Here is a 16,541-nt window from a genome sequence, read left to right as displayed (position 1 = left end):
GTTCCCCGCCTCCGCGGGGATGACGAGTGGGAGATGTGCACGCCTGCCAGATCAGGGCTGTCTCATATAAGTTCGATTCCTTCACAGCCTCCTTCACGGCACTGACGGCCGGGAGAGGGGCATCCTGGGGTCCGGCGTGCCGCGCCTCGAACGTCGACCCTCGACCCGCAACATCCCCATGGGCTCACGAACCCCGAGCGGCGCCGTCATCGGTCCACTCGGAACCCGGCCTTACGCTTCGCCCCGACCGTTCCCGCCATGGCGCTGAAGCAGGCCTTCCGTCGGAAGCCTTCCGGAGGTCATCGTCCGAAAAGTCGCGCCTTTCCCGGCAGGGCGGTGGACCGATGAAGCCGCGGCCCTGTTGAGACGGCACGTGGGCGCGACCAGGATGGCCCGCTTCGCAGGCTGGCCTCGGCGCCCCGCACATCCGTCCGCTGGCCCGTACCAGCGGGTGCAACCCGCACGAGAGTCGCCGCATGCCGCAAGACGTGTTGACTGCCCATCGTGATCACCCGTGGCCCTGCGGAGGCGGCGCCATGGGTGCGCTACTGCGGGGCGGCGACTGGTCGACGAGCCGCCTCGGGCCTGTCGACGCTTGGCCGCAGAGCCTGCGCACGGCCGTCGATCTCATCCTCGGTTCGCCCAACCCGATGTGTGTCCTGTGGGGAGCCGACCTCGTCCAAATCTACAATGACGGCTTTGCCGCCATGGCCGGGGCCAAGCATCCGGACATCCTCGGTTGTCCCGCCCATGAGTGCTGGCCCGACCTGTTCGCCCTGATCGCCCCGATCCACGAGACCGTGCGACAGGGGGAGGCACGCTCCCGCAAGAGCCAGAAGCTGATCGTGGAGCGCCATGGCGGTCCGGAGGACGCGTGGTTCGATCTGACCTACAGCCCCCTGCGGAACGAAGCGGGGGCCGTCGCCGGCATCCTGGTCACCGCTTTCGAAAGCACGGCGGAATACCAAGCGATCCGCGCCCGGAAAGGTGCGGAGGACCAGCTGGAGAATGTCCGCGGAAGCTATCGTCTGACCGTTCGTGCCGGCCGTCTCGGGACGTTCGTCTGGCATGTGCCGACCGATCGCTTCGTGGCGAACGCCACCTTCTGCGACCTGTTCAACCTCGATCCCGAGCAGATGGAGCGCGGCGTGCCGCTCTCGGTCGTGACGGCGGCCATCCATCCCGCCGACTGGTCCGCCGTCAATGCGGCGATCCAGGAGGCGATGCGCACCGGCGACGACTACGAGGTCGAATACCGGGTGTTCGGGCGGGGAGGGGAGCAACGATGGGTCCTGGTGCGCGGGGCTTGTGAGCTGGATGCGAACGGCCGGCCCCGGCGCTTTCCCGGCGCGGTGGCCGACATCACCGACCGCAAGCGGGCCGAAGCCGCCCTGCAGGCCCAGGCGGTCGCCGAGAAGACCAGGCACATCGACGCCGAACGCCAGCACCTGCGGCGGCTGTTCGCGCAGGCCCCCGGCTTCATCGCCATTCTCGACGGTCCGCAGCATGTCATCGAATTGGTGAACGACGCCTACTACCAAGCCGTCGGCCGCCGCGACATCATCGGCAAGCCGGTCCGCGAGGCCCTGCCCGAGATCGAGGGACAGGGTTATCTCGAGCTCCTCGACCAAGTCTATGCCTCTGGAGAGCCGTTCGTCGGCCACGGCGTCCGGGTGCTGCTTCAGCGGCAACCCGGCGGTCCGCCGGCCGAAGTCTTTCAGGACATCGTCTACCAGCCGATCACCGGTCCCGACGGACGAGTGTCCGGCATCTTCGTCCAGGGCCACGACGTGACGGCCCGCAAGGCGGCCGAGAGCAGCCAGAGCCTGCTGATGCGCGAGGTCGACCACCGGGCCAAGAACGTGCTCGCCGTGGTCCAGGCCGTGATGCGCCTCACCAAGGCGGAGACGGTGGACGGCTTCATCGAGGCGGTTGAACGGCGGGTCGGCGCGCTCGCCCGCACCCACCAGCTCCTCGCCCGGCACCGGTGGACCGGCTTGGCCCTGCGCGAGGTGATCCGGGAGGAGTTGGCACCCTATCTCGGCGGCGAGGCGAGCGGGCGCCTGCGGATGGCCGGGCCGGAGCTGACGGTCGCGGCCGATACGGTTCAGGCCGTCGGCATGGTGCTGCATGAACTCGCCACCAACGCCTCCAAATACGGCGCCCTGTCGCACCCGCAAGGCCGCGTCGAGGTGGGCTGGAGCCGGAGCGGCGACGGCGCCGCCCGGATCGACTGGCGGGAGGTCGACGGCCCGCCGGTGTCGCCGCCGGGCCGCACCGGCTTCGGCACCCGGCTGATCACCGCGACCGCCGCCGGCCAGCTCGGAGGATCGGCGGCCTTCGCCTGGGAGCCGGCGGGACTGCATTGCACCGTCGTCGTCGCCGCCGACCGTCTCATCCACAGGGAACCGGCAAGCGCCCCGCAACCGGCGAAGGCCGCGGCTGCCCCCGCAACCGGCCTGGACGGCTCCCAGGTGCTGGTCGTCGAGGACGACGCGGTGCTCGCCATGGTGACGCAGGACGCCCTGGAAGCGCTGGGCTGCACGGTCATCGGCCCGGCGACCACCGTCGACGAGGCGCTCCGCCTGGTCGCGGCGGAGCCCGAGCTGGATTTCGCCATCCTGGACGTCAATGTGCAGGGCCGGCAGTCCTTCCCGATCGCCGACATCCTGTCGCTGCGCCAAGTCCCCTTCCTCTTCGCCACCGGCTACGGCAAGGACATCGCCAGTGGGCGGGCGGCACCGGTGCTGGAGAAGCCCTTCACGCCGCGTCAACTGGAGCAGGCGGCAAGAGCCTTGCTGCTCAAGTCGTGAGCCGTCGCAGGCGGGCCCGGGTGCCCGGGCTTCGCCCGTGCCCTCACGGCTTCCCACCTCCCAGCCCGGCCATGATCGCCCCCACCCCGTCCCGCAGCCTCTCGACCACGTCCCACTCCCGCCTTGCGGTCAGCCGCCGCTGCACCGCGGCGAGGGTCAAGGCGGCCTGGAGGCTTCCGTCCGGTCCGGTGAAGGCCACGGAGATCGCCTTGGTCCCCGGCACCAGCCCGATGTTGCGGATGCAGAAGCCCAGCCTGCGCGCCTCGGAAACCTCGGCGGCGGCGGTCCCCTCGGTCGCGCGGTAGCGCTTGAACCGCTCACGGTTGCGTTCCAGGATGTCGGCCGCCTGTTCGGGCGGTATCAGGGACAGCAGGGCGATGCCGGCACTGCTGACACCCAGGGGCCGGCGCGTGCCGACCTCCAGCGAAATGACCTGGATCGGGAAAGGGCCGATGCGGCGGGCGACGCACAGCGTGTCCAAGCCGGTGCGGATGGTCAGGAACAGGGTGTCGCCCAAGGCCTGCGACAGCTCGTCCAGGGGACGCTGCGCCGCCGCCAGCAACGGCGACCGCGACGATCTTGCCAGGGCCAGCAGCGGCACCTGCTCGCCGATGGCGTAGCGCCGGCTTCTCGGCTTCTGCTCCACCACCCCCTCTTCAAGCAGGACACGGACGATCCGGTGCACCGTCGGACGGCTGATCTCGGTGACACGCGCCACCTCCGACAACGACACGCCGGCATCGCGACCTTCGGCGATGATCCGCAGGATCGTCAACGCCCGGCGGATGCTCTGCGCGCCGTCGGCCGGCCGGATGTCTACTGGCCGGACATCCGTTGGCCGATCCGCCGGATCCCCATGGCCGTCATCGGGCCCGCCCATTGCCGCACCCCCGCCTGCCTCACGTCGAGTCCATATTATGGACAGTTTTGCCGCTTTTCAATTGGCTGACCCAGCCAAGCGTGGAATCCTGCAATCAGCAGAACAGAATAATCGCAATACAAACAATCTTTCCGCAGCGGTGGCCGGCGGATCGCCCCCCGGTTTCCGCGGAGAAAAACCATGCGCATTGCCGTCGAGGATCTGGATGCGGAACGGTCCTATCGCCTGATTACTGGCCTGGTCGTTCCCCGTCCGATTGCCTGGGTGACGACGATTTCGCCGGCGGGCGGCGTCAACCTGGCTCCCTTCAGCGCCTTCACGTTCGTGGCGCCCAAGCCGCCGATGCTCGCCATCAGCGTCGGCCACAAGGCCGGCCGCTACAAGGACACCGCCAACAACATCCTGCGCACGGGCGAATTCGTGGTCCACATCGCCGACAGTCCGCTGATCGAGGCCGTCCACCGCAGTGCCATCGAATTTCCGCCCGACGTCAGCGAGGCCGAAATGCTCGGGCTGGACACCGTGTCCGGCGAGCGGATCGCGGTGCCGCGCCTCGCCGCGGCGCCGGTGGCGATGGAATGCCGGTTCCGGCACTGCATCGAGTTCGGCGAGACCCGCAGCCGCCTTCTGGTCGGCGAGGTGCTGGTCATCCATCTCCGCGACGGGCTGGTCGTCGACGGCAAGGTCGAGACGGCGGCGCTCGACCCGATCGCCCGGGTCGCCGGTCCCACCTATGCCCGGCTGGGCGACCTCATCCGCATGCCGTCGATTCACCAGACGTCGAAAAGCTGAACCCGGGCAACGAGGTCCGGACAAATCCGCAGCGAATCAAGAACAACACGCTGCAATCGGGAGAAATGCCCTTATGCCGGAGTCATCCGCGAACACCTACACCTCCTTCCAGCGCACGGCCATCATCGTCTCGTGCATGCTCGGCTTCGCGCTGGACCTGTACGACGTGCTCATCATGCCCTACCTGATGCCGTCGATTCAGCACTCCCTCTCCATCTCGCTGACCGAGGTCGCCAGCATCACCAGTTGCACCCTGTTCGGATCGGTCGTCGGCGGGGCGCTTTTCGGATGGCTGGGCGATCGCATGGGCCGCAAGGCGTCCCTGCAATTCACGCTCGGTCTCTTCGCCGTCGGTTCCGTCGCTTCGGCCTTCGCCTGGGACTACTGGTCGCTGGCCATCTTGCGCTTCATCGTCGGGATTGGTCTCGGTGGCGAGTGGGGCGCCGGCATGGTGCTGTTCAACGAGACCTGGAACCCGCGCCGCCGCGGCCTGGGCAGTGCCCTGATCCAGGGATCGGCGGTGGTCGCCTCCTCCTGCGCGTCGATCGTCGGCATCTGGGCGATCGCCAGGTTCGGGCAGGACATGGGATGGCGCGTCGGTCTGCTGACGGGGGGCGCGCCGCTGATCCTGATGATCTTCATCCGCTTCTGGATGCCGGAATCAAAGGCCTGGATCGAGTTCGACCGCAAGCGCAGGAGCGGCGAGGTCCCCGCCGCGGTGCGGACGGCCAACCCGCTGGCGACCCTCTTCCGCGGCCGTCTGGCCTGGGTCACCACCGTCTCGCTGGTTTGGCTGATCGGTTACATGTTCTGCTATTACAGCATCATCGTCTTCATGCCGACTCTGATGCTGAAGGTGCTGGCGACGCCGCCGGAAGCGGTGCAGGTCACCATGGTCGTCGCGTCGGTGGTGGGCGGCGTCAGCTACATCGTGATGGGCTGGTGCAACGACCGCTTCGGCCGCCGCTTCGGCGCGGTGGTTCCCTGCCTGGCATGGCTCGGCAGCCTGGGACTCCTCTATGCCGCCAACGGCACGCACTATGCCGGCTCGCTGCTGTCCTGGCCGCTGCTGTGGATCGCCGTCCTGTTCGCCGTCGGCAACTCGGCCCTGGGCGTGGTCGGCGCCTGGCTGTCGGAACTCTATCCCATCAACGTGCGCGCCACCGCGGTCTCGACCATCTACATGGCCGGCCGCGCCGCCGGCAGCCTCGCCCCGGTGTTCGTCCCGGTCGCGGCCTCGGCCCTGGGCGGACAACTGGCCGACGGCATGCTGATCGCTCTGCCGGCCGCCGTCCTGTTCCTGATCGCCTCGCTGATCCTGCCGGAAACCCGCGGCCGTTCACTGGACGCCGATGCCGCGGACGCGGATTTGGCCGGCGCCCCAGGCGGCATCCCGGATGCGGGCGGGCGGGGCGACCGGATCGCGACCAAGTCCCAGCACGCCTGACCGACCAGGAACTCCCCGGGCACTCCCCAGGCACACAATGGAAAAACCGCCATGAAACTGCTGAGCTTCCTGCCGCCGGGATCTCCGGACGGCCCGGCCCGCTACGGCGCCGTGACCGACCGCGGCATCGTCGACCTGACGGCCCGGATCGGCGCTGACTTCCCGAGCCTGCGCGCCCTGATCGCCGCCGATGCCCTGGAGGCCGCCCGCCGCGCGATCGCCGCCGCGACCGGTGCCGATCACGATCCGGCCGAGGTGACCTTCCTGCCGCCGGTTCCGGAGCCGCAGAAGATCTGGTGCATCGGTGTCAACTACCGCGACCGCAACGCCGAGTACCGCGACAATTCCGACCTGCCGAAATATCCCAGCCTGTTCGTCCGGGCGCCGACCTCCTTCGTCGGCCACGGCCAGCCGGTGGTGCGGCCGCGCCAGTCCGAACAGCTCGACTACGAAGGCGAACTGGTGCTGGTGATCGGCAAGGCCGCCCGCCATGTGACGGCCGAACGGGCGCTCGACCATGTCTTCGGCATGACCCTGGCGAACGAGGGCACGGTGCGCGACTGGCTGCGCCACGGCAAGTTCAACGTCACCCAGGGCAAGAACTTCGACCGTTCCGGCAGCATCGGCCCATGGATCGTCACCGCCGACGAACTGTCGCTCGACCGGCCGCTCGACATCCGCACCAGGGTCAACGGCGAGCTGCGCCAGCAGGACGACACCGGCCGCCTGATGTTCCCGTTCGCCGATCTGCTCGCCTATCTGACCAGCTTCGCGACGCTGATGCCGGGCGACCTGATCCTGACCGGCACGCCCACCGGCGCCGGCGCCCGCTTCGATCCGCCGCGCTGGCTGGTGCCGGGCGACCGCGTGGAGGTCGAGTGCACCGCCATCGGTACCTTGCGCAACGACGTCGTCGACGAGGACTGACCCATGCTGCCTGAAACGACCATCGCCGGGCTGGCCCGGCGTCTCGACGACGCCGAACGGACCGGCACGCCGCTGCGGATGTTCACGCGCGAGCATCCGGAGATGACCCTGCGGGACGCCTATGCCGTCCAGCGCGCCTGGGCCGACCTGAAGATAGCCTCCGGACGCGTGGTGAAGGGCCACAAGATCGGCCTGACCTCGCGCGCCATGCAGATCGCCGTCGGCATCGACGAGCCCGATTACGGCGTGCTGTTCGACGACATGGTCCATCACGACGGCGACGTGATCGCCGCCTCGCGCTACCGCGAACCGCGGGTGGAGGTCGAACTGGCCTTCATCCTCGACAAGCCGCTGCGCGGGCCGGGCTGCACGCTCTACGACGTGCTGGACGCCACCCGCTACGTCACGCCGGCCCTGGAGATTCTGGACGCGCGCATGCACCGCCGCGATCCCGAGACCGGAGCCGGCCGGACGGTGGTCGACACCATCTCCGACAATGCCGCCAACGCCGCCCTGGTGCTGGGCGGCCGGCCCGTCCGGCCGGCGGAGGCCGACCTGCGCTGGATCGCGGCGCTGCTGTTCCGCAACGGCCGCATCGAGGAGACCGGCGTCGCTGCCGGCGTGCTCAACAACCCGGCGATGGGAATCGCTTGGCTCGTCGACAAGCTGGCCGCCCATGGCGAGTCGCTGGCCGCCGGCGAGATCGTCCTCGCCGGCTCCTTCACCCGGCCGATCGACGTGACCGCCGGCGACACCATCCATGCCGACTACGGCCCCTACGGGTCCGTTTCCTGCCGCTTTTCCTGAGGAGCCCGCCCCGTGTCCTCCGCCGAATCCTCCGCCAGATCCCCCGCTATGTCCCGCCGGACCAGCGTCATCGTCCACGGCTTCAAGCACGTCAACCCGATCCCCAACGCCTCGCGCATCGGCAACCTGCTGGTCTCGGGCGTCATCCTCGGGGTCGATCCGGCCACCGGCGCTGTGGCGGAGACGCTGGAGGCGCAATGCGCCCACATGTTCGCCCATGTCCGGGCCATCGTCGAGGCCGGCGGCGGCAGCACCGACGACATCATCAAGATGACGGTCTGGCTGCGCGACCGCTCCCGGCGCGAGGCCCTCAACGAGGAGTGGATCAGGATGTTCCCGGATCCGGCCTCGCGCCCGGCCCGCCATGCCCAGCCCCTGGCCGCCGACGGGCCGTCGCTCGTCCAATGCGATTTCATGGCCGTGATCGGCTGACCACGCCAACAGCTTCATGGGTTCTCCGCCATGCCGGACTATTTTCCGTTCGATCCCAATCCGCGCACCCCGTCCGTAGCGTTGCCGCCGCTCTCCTGCGACAGCCAGTTCCACGTCTTCGGCCCGCGGGAGCGCTATCCGGTCCAGCCGGGCGCCGTCTACGAGATGCCGTCCGCCACCATCGAGCGCGCCCTGGCGCTGCACGCGACGCTCGGGCTGCAGCGCGGCGTCATCGTCCAGGCGACGACCTACGGCGCCGACCATCAGGTGGTCCTCGACGGCCTCGCCGCCGCCGGCCCCAACTACCGCGGCTGCGCCAACGCATCGGTGCTGAAGACGGCGCCGGAGTCCTATCTCGACCGCCTGGACGCCGCCGGGGTGCGCGGGGCACGCTTTTCCCGCGCCGGCCTCGGCATCACGCTGAGCCCGCAGGACATCGACCGCGCGCTGGGCAAGGTGCGGGAGCTGGGCTGGTACGTCAAAGTCCAGCCGCATCCCGACGATTTCCTGACCGCCATCGCGCCCTTCGAGAAACTCGACGTCCCGGTGGTGATCGACCATATGGGGCGTCCGGATCCGCAGCGCGGCCTGGACGATCCCAACCTGCGCAAGGTGCTGGAACTGCTGGATACCGGCACCGTCTGGGTCATGCTGTCGCTGGGCGAGAAGACGTCGAAGGCCGGGCCGCCCTGGGACGACGTCGTCCCGCTGGCCCGGGCGCTGATCGAGGCGGCGCCCGACCGCTGCATCTGGGGCAGCGACTGGCCGCACCCGGTCTCCACCCGCCAGCCGCCCAACGACGCCGACCTGATGGAACTGCTGTTCCGCTACGCCCCGGACGAGGAGCAGCGCAGGCGCATCTTCGTTGACAATCCCGCCGCGCTGTTCGGCTTCCCGGCGGCGGGGGAGGGGGGGCAATGATGGAGAACGGCTTCAAGGCCGCACTGCGCGCGGCGCGGCCGCAGATCGGACTGTGGCTCGCGCTGGCCGAACCCTACTGCGCGGAGATCTGCGCCACCGCCGGCTTCGACTGGCTGCTGATCGACGGCGAGCATGCTCCCAACGACCTGCGCGGCATCCTGGCCCAACTCCAGGCGATCGCTCCCTACCGCAGCCATCCGGTGGTCCGACCGCCCGTCGGTGATCCGGTTCTGATCAAGCAGCTGCTGGACATCGGCGCCCAGACCCTGCTGGTCCCCATGGTCGATACCGCGGAGCAGGCGGCCGGGCTGGTCGCGGCGACGCGCTACCCGCCGAACGGCAGGCGCGGCGTCGGCAGCGGGCTGGCGCGCGCCTCCCGGTGGGGCGGCATCTCCGGCTATCCCGGAAAGGCCGACGGGGAGGTCTGCCTCCTGGTTCAGGTGGAAAGCCGCGAAGGGTTGGACAATCTCGATGCGATCGCCGCCACCCCGGGCGTCGATGGCGTGTTCATCGGCGCCGCCGACCTTGCCGCCTCCTTCGGCCATCTCGGCAATCCCGGACATCCGGAGATTTGCCGGCGGGTCGACGATGCCATCGTCAGGCTGACCGCGGCGGGCTGCCCGGCCGGCGCCCTGACCGGCGATCCGGCCCTGGCACGGCATTATCTCGGACTGGGCGCGACGTTCGTCGCCGTCGGCACCGACGTCTCGGCGCTGGCCGGCAGGACGCGCGAGCTTGCCTCCGGGTTCGGAGTGGGCGGGAAGCGCTGAACGTGGCGGGCGCTTCATCCGCCGACCGCGGAATGCCTTGAAACAGCACGCAGCGCTACGGCGCCGGCCGCAGGACCGTGAGTTTGAAGGGACCGGCGTTGGCCGCCGCATGCGCGACGGCCTCGTTCGCATGCTCCAGGGGGAATTCGGTCACCGCATAATGATCGAGATCGAGCAGGCCGCCGCGGATAAGCCCGACCATGCCCGCAGCGGCGTCCGGCCGGTACATCCATTGCCCCAGGATCGAGATGTTGTTCCGCATGATCCAGGGATATGGCAGCGCAAGATCCTCCCCGCCCAGCATGCCGACGCCTCCCATCAGCACGGCGCGGCCATAAGGTCTCACCGTCATGATGGCGAGACGGGCGACGCTTGCCGGGACGGAAGGAGGGAGGAAGTCGAGAACCGCGTCGATGGGGGCAGGGGCGGCCCGCCTCATCGCTTCGCCGTCGCGGTCCGCCTCGCCGGAGAGCCGTACCGGGACGAGTCGCTCACCGAAACGGCGCCTCAGGTCGTCCAGGATTTTCTCGTTTCTCCCCGGTGCGATGACCGAGCGAGCCCCCATCGCCAGGGCGATCGCAACCGTGGCGCTGCCGAAATTGCCCGTGGCGCCGCTGACGAGCAGCGTTTCGCCGGGCTTGAAATCCATGGCGAGCAAGCCGCCATAGGCGATCATCAGCGTGTTGATCGCGCACCAGCGGCCGGCCTCCGCCGGGTCGAGGTCGCCGACGGGAATGGCGTTTTCGGTCGGTACGCGGATGCGTTCGGCAAAGGAACCATCCCTGAAATACCGCTGGAGCTTCTTGCCACCGTCTCCGCGGGCGCTCCAGCCCTGAAGAGTGATGTCCGGCATCAGGGCATTGTCGCGCGAACGCACCGTCGGATCACAGAAGACCCAGTCGCCGATCTTCAATCTCGTGGCATCGGGACCGGCTTCCCGAACCTGTCCGATCGCCCCGCACCCAGGCACGACGGGTGTCGGAAGAAGATAGTTGCGCGCTCCGCTGAACACCTCGTCGGCATAGGACAGCACCGGCGCGGCCACGACATCGACGATGACCTCTCCCGTGCCGAGCGTCGGATCGGCGATCTCCCCGATCGTCAGCGGTGATCCGAATTCTCTCAGAATGGCTGCCTTCACGATCGATCTCCTCGTTGGTGGTGAAGGAGAGTAAGGGGCGGGACGAGGTTAAACAGAGCCGGTATGATACTGGTACTCATGCGTACCACGCTCGGAGCGGGCATGAAGACCAACCAGGAGCTTGCCGATTTCCTGCGTTCGCGCCGGTCGCGGCTCCAGCTTGACGGCGGCGCGCTGGCGGTCCATCGCCGCCGGCGCACACCGGGGCTGCGGCGCGAGGAGGTGGCCCAGCGTGCCGGCATCAGCGTCGAGTGGTATGTGAAGCTGGAACAGGGCCGCGCCGTCTCGCCGTCGGACGAGACCATCGAAGCCCTGAGCCGTGCCCTTGAACTGGATGCGGTCGAACAGGCGCATCTGCGCTCGCTGGTCGGCAAGGAGAAACGACCTCCCTTCCTGCGGGAGGTCGCGCCGGCCTCGCTCCGGCGTCTGGTCGCAAGCCTGCCGCATCCGGCCTATGTGACGGGTCGGCGCTGGGATGTCCTGGCCTGGAACGATGCGGCCGCCGAGCTCTTCGGCGACTTCGCCCGTATACCGGTCAAGGACCGCAACATCCTGCTTTTCATGCTCACCGATCCGAAGGCGCGGCGCCTGTTCGGCACCGGCTGGACCAAGGAGGCCAAGCGCATCGTGTCGCTCTTCCGGGCCGCGCACGATCATTGGGCCGGCGACGCGGCATTCCGTGATTTGGTCGAGCGGATCCGCGCCGGATGCTCCGAGTTCAGCGCCTGGTGGCAGCTCCATGACATCGGTGCCCCGGTTTCCGGCACCAAGCTGCTGCACCATCCGGTGGATGGACCCGTGCCTTATGAATACACGACCTTCCAGGCCAATGATGACCCGAGGCTGAAACTGGCGATCTATCTCAAGCGTTGAGGGTCGATCCAGGGGGAATTGCCCGGACAGGGAGGCGCCGGTCTCACTCCATCACCGCGCTGTGATCCAGCTGCGCCGGCTTGGCCGGCCTGCGCAGCAGCAGCACCAGCGGCATGACCGCGAGCGACAGCAGCATCAGCAGCTTGAAATCATTCATGTAAGCGATGATGGTCGCCTGCTGGGTGATCAGCTGCTCCAGCGCCGCCCGGCCGCCGGCGGTCAGCGGGCTGAGCCCGGCCGCCGCCGGGGCCTCGAACAGACGGTTGAAAGGGGTGACATGGACGGCGATCTCGGCATGGTTGATCTGAACGTTGCGCGTCAGCAGCGCCGCGACGATCGAGATGCCGACCGCCGAGCCGATGTTGCGCGACAGATTGTAGAGACCGGTTCCGTCCCCCCGCTTCTCCGGCGCCAATGTCGAGAAGGTCACCGTCGTCAGCGGCACGAAGAGGAAACCAAGCCCGGCGCCCTGGATGAAGCCGACCTGGATGATCGTCCATTGCGACACGTCGGGCGTCCACCCGGTCATGTCGTACATCGCCCAGGCGGTGATGGCGAGCCCGGTCAGCAACAGCCAGCGCGTGTCGACCCGGCCGATCAGCTTGCCGACCAGGAACATGCAGACCATGGTGCCGAGGCCGCGCGGCCCCATGACGATGCCGGCAGTCACCACCGGATAGCCCATCAGCGTCTGTAGGTAAGGCGTCATCAGCGCCAGCGAGGCGAGATAAGTGACGCCGACGATGAAGATGAAGAGCATCCCGACCGAGAAGTTGCGATCGAGGAACAGTCCCGGCTTCACGAAGCCGTTGCGGGCGGTGAAGGTGTGGACCAGGAACAGGTAAAAGGCGCTGGCGCAGATCAGCGCCTCGACGATGATCTCACCCGAGGAGAACCAATCGAGCTGCTCGCCACGGTCCAGAAAGAGCTGCAGCGAGCCGATCGCCACGCTGAGAAGTCCAAAGCCCAGCCAGTCGAGCTTGGCGCCGAGGTCGCGCCGGCTCTCCGTGACGTAGGCCGAGATGCCGCCCAGCGCCAGCGCGCCGATCGGCACGTTGATGTAGAACACCCAGCGCCAACTCACGTGGTCGGTCAGCCAGCCGCCGATGACCGGCCCCAACACCGGCCCGACCATCACCGAGACGCCGAACAACGCCATCGCGGAGCCGCGTTCCTCCGGCGTGTAGATGTCGAGCAGGATCGACTGCGACAAGGGCACCAGCGCCGCACCGAAGAAGCCCTGGAGCAGCCGGAACAGCACGATCTGCACCAGCGACTGCGACAGGCCGCAGAGCACCGAAGCGACCACGAAGCCGGCGATCGCGACGTTGAGGATGCGCTTGCGACCGAAACGGGTTGCCAGATATCCGGACGGCGGGGTCATGATCGCCGCCGCGACGATGTAGGAGGTCAGCACCCAGTTGATCTGGTCGGCGCTGGCCGAGACGCTGCCCTGGATGTAGGGCAGCGCCACGTTGGCGATGGTGGTGTCGAGCGCCTGCATGATCACCGCCAGGATCACGCAGGCGGTGATGGCCCCCCGGTTGGGGACCGGGGCCGCCTGCCTCCCGGCGGACACGCCACCGCTACTCATGGTTCTTGGCCTGGGCCATGCCCTTGGCTTCCGCCGTTCCGAACAGCCCGGCGGCGAAGGTCGGCAGGCCGCGCGGGTGACCGGTGTCGACTTCGACGGTGACGCTCATGCCGACGCGCAGCGGCGGCTTGCCGGCCGGGGTGTCGAGATGGACCCGCATCGGGATGCGCTGCACCACCTTCACCCAGTTGCCCGACGTATTCTGCGCCGGCAGCAGCGAGAAGCTGGCACCCGACGCCGGACTGATGCTCTCCACCGTGCCGGTCCATTCCTCGCCCGGGTAGCTGTCGACGGTCACCGTTACCGGTTGTCCGGGCTGGACATGGGTCAGTTCGGTTTCCTTGGGCGAAGCCTCGACCCAGGCATGACCGGTGGCGACGAGGCTGAAGGCCGCCGTGCCGTCGGACAAGTACTGGCCGACTTGCAGGGAGCTGACCTTGGCGACCACGCCGTCCATCGGCGCGCGTACGACGGTGTGGGCAAGCTGACGGGCGACCTCGTCGCGGGCGGCGACGGCGTCGCGGTAGCGTGGGTGTTGCTCCACCGGAGCGGTCGGGTCGCCGTTGAGGTTGGCGGCGATCCCGCCGAGCTGCTGGGTCAGCGACGCCAGCTTCTGCTGCGCGGTCTGGACGTTGTGACGCGATTGGTCGTAGGTGGCGCGCGAGGCGAAGTTGCTGGAGGCGAGCTGCTTCTGCCGATCGAGATCGGTGGTGTAGAAGGCGATGTCGGCCTGGGCCGAGTCGATCTGCGCCTGCATGTCGCGGTAGCTGGCCTGGAGCGCCGCCAACTCGTTGCGAACGATCCCGATCTGCGCCTCGGCGCGCGCCAGCGACAGGCGGAACGGCAGATCGTCGAGCCGGAACAGCACGTCGCCGGCCTTCACCGTCTGGTTGTCGTGGACGGCGATCTCCGTGACGATGCCCGAGACGTCGGTGGCGACGCCGACCATGTCGGCCTGCACATAGGCGTTCTCGGTTTCCATGATCCGCCCGCCGGTCACATACTCGTAGCCACCCGCCACGAGGGCGATCGGCAGAAGCGCGAACAGCAAGCGGCGCAGCCAGCTCCGCCTCGGCCGGCTGCTCCGCATCCCGGACGCATCGTCGCCGTTGCGGGCTCCGACCGCAGAGCCGGGCTCCTTGACCGCCTGTGCGTCAGCCATGTTCCACAGACCTCTTCTGTTCGCCGATCGGGCGATCGCACGCCGCGACGAGGTTGGATTTTATCGTGTTCAGCAGCCGGATCAGCGTCTCGCAATCCTCCGGCGACAGGCCCTCCAGGGCCTCGGCGCGGGTGATCTCGCCCAACTCGCGCGCGGTGACCAGCAACGGGTGCGCTTTTTCGGTCAGGTGGAGCAGGCGCAGGCGGCGGTCGGTCGGGTGCGGCCGCCGCTCGATCAGCCCGATCGCCTCCAGCTTGTCGAGCAGCCGGACCAGCGTGATCGGTTCGAGGTCGAGCCGGTCGGCCAAGCCGCCCTGGTGGATTCCCTCGCAAGTCGAGAGAAGGGCCAGAACCTGCCATTGCGAACGGGTCAGCCCGAGATGGCGGGCGCGTTGCTCGAACCTCTTGCGCAGCAAGCGCGCGGCGTCGTGCAGCAGGAAGCCCAGTGTAGGAACGGATCGCGGCGTCATACAAGCACACCCATAATGAGTTTGCTTATGATACGCTAGCTTTCGAAGACGGCAAGCCCGTCGTGCGACGAACAATGCACCTATGACCGGTCTGCATTCGCATCAATATGAGAAAAATCTAATTTTCCCGCTGCGCGCGGCCGAGGCGTGAGGATCGGGTCCCGCGACGTGGTCGGCAGCGGGAATGCGCGCGTGATCTCCGGCGTGTCTGGCTGGGATGGTCAGGCGGCTATGCCGGGCAGGCTGACGGGGGGATCATCGCCGAGCGAAGCGACGCCTTGCCCAGCTTGGGCATGGGCCGCTCGACGGTACCGGCCCATGCCTCCCAGTCGCGACCCCGACAGCCCCCGCCTTCGCGCATGGACGTCTTTGGGACGGCATGCGGTTTGTGCCGGGTCGACGGTCCCGGACCAAGGTCCGGAACGTCGATTTCCCTCTCGCCCGGACCCCGCGTTAGGTGTCCCCCGGACGACCGCCCGGCTCGCCCCCTTACGGCTGGCCGCTGCCGCCGGCGGCGCCATAGACATGGCCGGTGGTGAAGCTGCCGTCCTCCGCGGCGAGCTGGACATAGATGCCGGCAAGCTCGGCCGGCTGTCCGGGACGGCCGAACGGGGTCCGGCTGCCGAACTGCTTCAGCTTCTCCTGGCTGGCGCCGCCGCTGACCTGCAGCGGGGTCCAGATCGGGCCGGGGGCCACGCCGTTGACGCGGATTCCCTTGTCGGCGAGCTGCTTGGCCAGCGACTTGACGTAGTTCATCGTCGCCGCCTTGGTCTGGGCATAGGCGTACAGGTCCGGCGTCGGGTCGTAGGCCTGTTCCGACGTGGTTCCGATGATGACGGACCCCGGCTTCAGGTGGGGCAGGGCGGCCTTGATGATCCAGAAGGGGGCGTAGATGTTGGTCTTCATCGTCGCGTCGAATTCCTCGCTGCTGATGTCGAGGATCGACGGAAAGGCCTGCTGGCGCGCCGCGTTGCAGACGAGGATGTCGAGCCCACCCAACCCGGCGACGGCATCAGCCACCAGCGTCCGGCAGAAGCCCTCGTCGCGCAGGTCGCCAGGGATCGCCACCGCCTTGCGGCCGGCCTCCTCGATCAGCGCGACGACGTCCTGGGCATCCGGCTCCTCGGTCGGGAAATAATTGATGGCGACGTCGGCGCCCTCGCGGGCATAGGCGATGGCGGCGGCCCGGCCCATCCCGGAATCGCCGCCGGTGATCAGCGCCTTGCGCCCGGCCAGCCGGCCCGAGCCCTTGTAGCTGGTCTCGCCATGGTCGGGCGGCGGGTCCATGTCGCGGGCCAGCCCCGGCCAGGGCTGCGACTGGCCGTTGAAGGGCGGGCGCGGGTATTTGTGGCGCGGGTCCTGCGGCGTGACGGTGTCGTCCTTCCGGTCCATGCCTGTCTCCTTGGTCGGCGCGCTGTGTGCGATGCGGTGAAGCGTCACACACAGAACCGGACAGGCCCGGAATGGTTGCCGCAACCCTGGCCCTCAGTGGTACGCGGGTCCCCAGCGGTAT

15 protein-coding genes are annotated in these 16,541 nt (G+C 68.4%); 9 read left to right on the top strand and 6 right to left on the bottom strand.

The window, feature by feature from the left end; all coding sequences use genetic code 11:
- Positions 1-536 precede the first annotated feature (536 nt).
- Positions 537-2,813, top strand: coding sequence for a PAS domain-containing protein (locus tag JHL17_RS17285; RefSeq protein WP_200194860.1), 2,277 nt, complete (start codon positions 537-539; stop codon positions 2,811-2,813).
- A 43-nt stretch (positions 2,814-2,856) separates the two neighbouring features.
- Here the strand turns inward: JHL17_RS17285 and JHL17_RS17280 are convergent, their stop codons facing one another.
- Entirely contained in the window at positions 2,857-3,693 is an 837-nt protein-coding gene (locus JHL17_RS17280) for an IclR family transcriptional regulator (RefSeq protein ID WP_282189323.1), read from the bottom strand.
- A gap of 180 nt (positions 3,694-3,873) precedes the next feature.
- On the opposite strand from JHL17_RS17280, the gene JHL17_RS17275 reads away from it, so the two are divergent.
- From JHL17_RS17275 to hpaI, 7 genes are all read left to right on the top strand, one after another.
- Positions 3,874-4,485: a flavin reductase family protein gene (locus tag JHL17_RS17275; RefSeq protein WP_200194858.1), complete on the top strand. Its 612-nt coding sequence runs from the start codon at positions 3,874-3,876 to the stop codon at positions 4,483-4,485.
- A 73-nt stretch (positions 4,486-4,558) separates the two neighbouring features.
- Positions 4,559-5,932, top strand: coding sequence for an MFS transporter (locus JHL17_RS17270; RefSeq protein WP_200194857.1), 1,374 nt, complete (start codon positions 4,559-4,561; stop codon positions 5,930-5,932).
- A gap of 51 nt (positions 5,933-5,983) precedes the next feature.
- Positions 5,984-6,859 (top strand): fumarylacetoacetate hydrolase family protein, encoded by an 876-nt coding sequence (locus JHL17_RS17265; RefSeq protein WP_200194856.1) that lies wholly within the window; start codon positions 5,984-5,986, stop codon positions 6,857-6,859.
- Positions 6,860-6,862: 3 nt separating this feature from the next.
- Entirely contained in the window at positions 6,863-7,666 is an 804-nt protein-coding gene (hpaH, locus tag JHL17_RS17260; protein ID WP_200194855.1) for a 2-oxo-hept-4-ene-1,7-dioate hydratase, read from the top strand.
- Between the two features lie 48 nt (positions 7,667-7,714).
- A complete protein-coding gene (locus JHL17_RS17255) occupies positions 7,715-8,098 on the top strand; it encodes a RidA family protein (RefSeq protein WP_200194854.1) in 384 nt (127 codons plus the stop codon).
- 30 nt (positions 8,099-8,128) lie between these two features.
- The gene (locus JHL17_RS17250) at positions 8,129-9,019 is read left to right on the top strand and encodes an amidohydrolase family protein (protein ID WP_200194853.1); all 891 of its coding nucleotides are present in this window, start codon (positions 8,129-8,131) and stop codon (positions 9,017-9,019) included.
- The gene (gene hpaI, locus JHL17_RS17245) at positions 9,016-9,789 is read left to right on the top strand and encodes a 4-hydroxy-2-oxoheptanedioate aldolase (RefSeq protein WP_282189322.1); all 774 of its coding nucleotides are present in this window, start codon (positions 9,016-9,018) and stop codon (positions 9,787-9,789) included. The genes JHL17_RS17250 and hpaI overlap by 4 nt, the downstream gene beginning before the upstream one ends.
- Before the next feature lie 55 nt (positions 9,790-9,844).
- Here the strand turns inward: hpaI and JHL17_RS17240 are convergent, their stop codons facing one another.
- Positions 9,845-10,930 (bottom strand): alcohol dehydrogenase catalytic domain-containing protein, encoded by a 1,086-nt coding sequence (locus JHL17_RS17240; RefSeq protein ID WP_200194852.1) that lies wholly within the window; start codon positions 10,928-10,930, stop codon positions 9,845-9,847.
- Between the two features lie 102 nt (positions 10,931-11,032).
- Between JHL17_RS17240 and JHL17_RS17235 the strand changes: the two genes are divergently transcribed.
- Positions 11,033-11,803, top strand: a complete 771-nt coding sequence (locus tag JHL17_RS17235; RefSeq protein WP_200194850.1) for a helix-turn-helix transcriptional regulator — start codon at positions 11,033-11,035, stop codon at positions 11,801-11,803.
- A 43-nt stretch (positions 11,804-11,846) separates the two neighbouring features.
- Here the strand turns inward: JHL17_RS17235 and JHL17_RS17230 are convergent, their stop codons facing one another.
- From JHL17_RS17230 to JHL17_RS17215, 4 genes are all read right to left on the bottom strand, one after another.
- Entirely contained in the window at positions 11,847-13,397 is a 1,551-nt protein-coding gene (locus JHL17_RS17230) for a DHA2 family efflux MFS transporter permease subunit (RefSeq protein ID WP_200194849.1), read from the bottom strand.
- Entirely contained in the window at positions 13,390-14,559 is a 1,170-nt protein-coding gene (locus tag JHL17_RS17225) for an HlyD family secretion protein (protein ID WP_247893610.1), read from the bottom strand. The genes JHL17_RS17230 and JHL17_RS17225 overlap by 8 nt, the downstream gene beginning before the upstream one ends.
- The gene (locus JHL17_RS17220; RefSeq protein WP_200194848.1) at positions 14,552-15,028 is read right to left on the bottom strand and encodes a MarR family winged helix-turn-helix transcriptional regulator; all 477 of its coding nucleotides are present in this window, start codon (positions 15,026-15,028) and stop codon (positions 14,552-14,554) included. Before JHL17_RS17220 ends, JHL17_RS17225 begins: the two co-directional genes overlap by 8 nt.
- Before the next feature lie 489 nt (positions 15,029-15,517).
- Entirely contained in the window at positions 15,518-16,420 is a 903-nt protein-coding gene (locus JHL17_RS17215) for an SDR family oxidoreductase (RefSeq protein WP_200194847.1), read from the bottom strand.
- Positions 16,421-16,541 lie beyond the last annotated feature (121 nt).

Source organism: Azospirillum endophyticum, from assembly GCF_016595245.1.
GTDB classification, from domain to species: Bacteria; Pseudomonadota; Alphaproteobacteria; order Azospirillales; family Azospirillaceae; genus Azospirillum; species Azospirillum endophyticum.
Note: the sequence above shows the minus strand (reverse complement) of the source record. Positions and strands in the feature narration are given on the sequence as shown.

Coding starts and splice junctions, on each gene's coding strand:
- JHL17_RS17220 (WP_200194848.1), bottom strand. CDS start 15,028: ATGACGCCGCGATCCGTTCCTACACTGGGCTTCCTGCTGCACGACGCC.
- JHL17_RS17275 (WP_200194858.1), top strand. CDS start 3,874: ATGCGCATTGCCGTCGAGGATCTGGATGCGGAACGGTCCTATCGCCTG.
- JHL17_RS17235 (WP_200194850.1), top strand. CDS start 11,033: ATGAAGACCAACCAGGAGCTTGCCGATTTCCTGCGTTCGCGCCGGTCG.
- hpaH (WP_200194855.1), top strand. CDS start 6,863: ATGCTGCCTGAAACGACCATCGCCGGGCTGGCCCGGCGTCTCGACGAC.
- JHL17_RS17230 (WP_200194849.1), bottom strand. CDS start 13,397: ATGAGTAGCGGTGGCGTGTCCGCCGGGAGGCAGGCGGCCCCGGTCCCC.
- JHL17_RS17225 (WP_247893610.1), bottom strand. CDS start 14,559: ATGGCTGACGCACAGGCGGTCAAGGAGCCCGGCTCTGCGGTCGGAGCC.
- JHL17_RS17255 (WP_200194854.1), top strand. CDS start 7,715: ATGTCCCGCCGGACCAGCGTCATCGTCCACGGCTTCAAGCACGTCAAC.
- JHL17_RS17215 (WP_200194847.1), bottom strand. CDS start 16,420: ATGGACCGGAAGGACGACACCGTCACGCCGCAGGACCCGCGCCACAAA.
- JHL17_RS17285 (WP_200194860.1), top strand. CDS start 537: ATGGGTGCGCTACTGCGGGGCGGCGACTGGTCGACGAGCCGCCTCGGG.
- JHL17_RS17280 (WP_282189323.1), bottom strand. CDS start 3,693: ATGGGCGGGCCCGATGACGGCCATGGGGATCCGGCGGATCGGCCAACG.
- JHL17_RS17265 (WP_200194856.1), top strand. CDS start 5,984: ATGAAACTGCTGAGCTTCCTGCCGCCGGGATCTCCGGACGGCCCGGCC.
- hpaI (WP_282189322.1), top strand. CDS start 9,016: ATGATGGAGAACGGCTTCAAGGCCGCACTGCGCGCGGCGCGGCCGCAG.
- JHL17_RS17250 (WP_200194853.1), top strand. CDS start 8,129: ATGCCGGACTATTTTCCGTTCGATCCCAATCCGCGCACCCCGTCCGTA.
- JHL17_RS17270 (WP_200194857.1), top strand. CDS start 4,559: ATGCCGGAGTCATCCGCGAACACCTACACCTCCTTCCAGCGCACGGCC.